General features: G+C 65.5%; 2 protein-coding genes. Both read left to right on the top strand.

All coding sequences use genetic code 11. The annotated features are described in order from the left end of the window. On the top strand, window positions 1-1,228 hold a 1,228-nt coding region (locus EN884_RS34035), incomplete at its 5' end, for a copper resistance D family protein (RefSeq protein WP_164895354.1). Between the two features lie 148 nt (window positions 1,229-1,376). Continuing rightward, on the top strand, window positions 1,377-2,142 hold a 766-nt coding region (locus EN884_RS34030; protein ID WP_164746496.1), incomplete at its 3' end, for an NAD(P)-binding domain-containing protein.

The raw sequence follows: 2,142 nt of genomic DNA, 5'->3' as shown, positions 1-2,142 counted from the left end.
CAGCGAACCGGCGGCCGTATCCGAAACCGTCGACTGGCCGTTGCGGTCGGCTATCTGGGCGGGCAAAATCGTTCTCTACGTCGGCCTCGACCTCGGCGTTGGCGGCGCCTTCGCGCTTGCCTGGTTGGCCGGAAGTGCCCGTGCCGGGCAACGCTTCGTTGCAGCTGCAATCCTGAGCGGGCTGGTCGCGTCGTCCCTGTCGCTCGGATTGCAGGGGCTTGATGCACTCGGGGCGCCGCTCTCCCATCTGGCACAATCGGTCATCTGGCGGACCGGGCTCGGCACCAGCTTCGGCTGGACGGTGCTGGTCGCGCTGATCGCGCTGGGGCTTGGCCTGCTGTCGCTGGCCGGTCCCCGTGCCACCGCCAAGCCATTGGCGCTGGCCGGCCTGGCCGGGGTGGGGATTGCCCTTGCCGCCAGCGGCCATGCCAGTGCCGCCGAACCGCAATGGCTGACGCGGCCGATGGTGTTCCTGCATGGCGTCTGCATCGCGTCGTGGGTCGGCGCATTGGTCCCACTCGGGCTGGCGCTCAAGGGGCAATCGGCGGAGGCCACGCCATTCCTGCGGCGATTTTCTTGGGCGATCCTGCCCGTGGTGGCCGTGCTTGCCGCTGCCGGCACCGTGCTTGCCGTCATCCAGGTGCAAACGCCCGCGGCATTGGTCGACACCGCCTATGGAAGGCTGCTGCTGATCAAGCTCGGGCTGCTGGTCTTTCTGTTCACGCTCGCTGCCGTCAACCGCTGGAAACTCACGGCATCGGCCGAGGCGGGATCGACGGAAGTTCAACGCAGGCTGGTCCGCTCGATCGGCGTCGAGATGTTGATCGTGTTGGCGATTTTCGGCGTTGCCGCGGGCTGGCGCTTCACACCGCCGCCACGAGCCCTGGCGATCGCGGCAGCGCAACCGGTGTCGGTCCATATCCACGCGCTGCAAGCGATGGCCGATCTCAACATCACTCCAGGCCATGCCGGCCCGGTCGTTGCCTCGATGGTCATCATGAGCGGCGATTTCGGCCCGCTCGACGCCAAGGAGGTAACGCTTGTGCTGTCAAAGCCCGATTCCGGCATCGAGCCCTTGAAGCGCGCGGCAACCAAGCCCGGCGACGGCAGCTGGCGCGTCGACAACCTCGTCATTCCGCTGCCCGGCCGGTGGACGGTGCGCATCGACATACTGGTCTCGGATTTTCAGATGGTGAAGATCGAGGCGCCCGTCGACATCAGGCCGTAGGCGGGACTGCCAGGTACCTCTACACGGGCACGACCGACAATCCGGGCAACACAATTCGGCGAGGCGGTTGACGCAGGCGTCAAGGCCCGTCAATCATCGCCCGCAAAATCGCGGTCTCAACAAACGATCCGAGAGCAGGGAAGAAACGATGGAAAAAGCCGAAATCGGCCTGATCGGCCTTGGCACGATGGGCTCCAACCTGGCGCTCAACATCGCCGAGCACGGGCACCGCATCGCTGTCTTCAACCGCACCAGGGCGCGCACCGATGCCTTTGTCGAGAATGCCGGCGCACTCAGGGACATGGTCGTGCCCTGCTACAGCCTTGAAGAGCTCGCCGCCGCGATCCGGCCGCCGCGCCCGATCATCATCATGGTGCTGGCCGGCAAGCCGGTCGACGAACAGATCGCGGCACTGCGTGGCGTGCTGTCGGCCAACGACATCGTCATCGATGCCGGCAACGCCAATTTCCGCGACACGATGCGGCGCTTCTCCGAGCTTTCCGGTTCGGGTCTCACCTTCATCGGCATGGGCGTGTCCGGCGGCGAGGAGGGGGCACGCCACGGGCCGTCGATCATGGTCGGCGGCACGGAGGACTCATGGAAGCGCGTCGAGAAGGTGCTGACGGCGATCTCCGCCAAATTCAAGGACGAACCCTGCGCGGCATGGCTCGGCACCGACGGCGCCGGACATTTCGTCAAGACCATCCACAACGGCATCGAATATGCCGACATGCAGATGATCGCGGAGATCTACGGCATCCTGCGCGACGGCCTGGGCATGGGCCCGAAAGAGATCGGCACGGTGTTTGCCAACTGGAACAAGGGCCGGCTCAACTCCTACCTGATCGAGATCACCGCCAAGGTGCTGGCCGCCGACGATCCGAAGACCGGCAAACCGGTGGTCGACATCATCC

The organism is Mesorhizobium sp. M7A.F.Ca.AU.001.01.1.1 (assembly GCF_004022735.1).
Taxonomy (GTDB): Bacteria; Pseudomonadota; Alphaproteobacteria; order Rhizobiales; family Rhizobiaceae; genus Mesorhizobium; species Mesorhizobium ciceri.
Note: the sequence above shows the minus strand (reverse complement) of the source record. Positions and strands in the feature narration are given on the sequence as shown.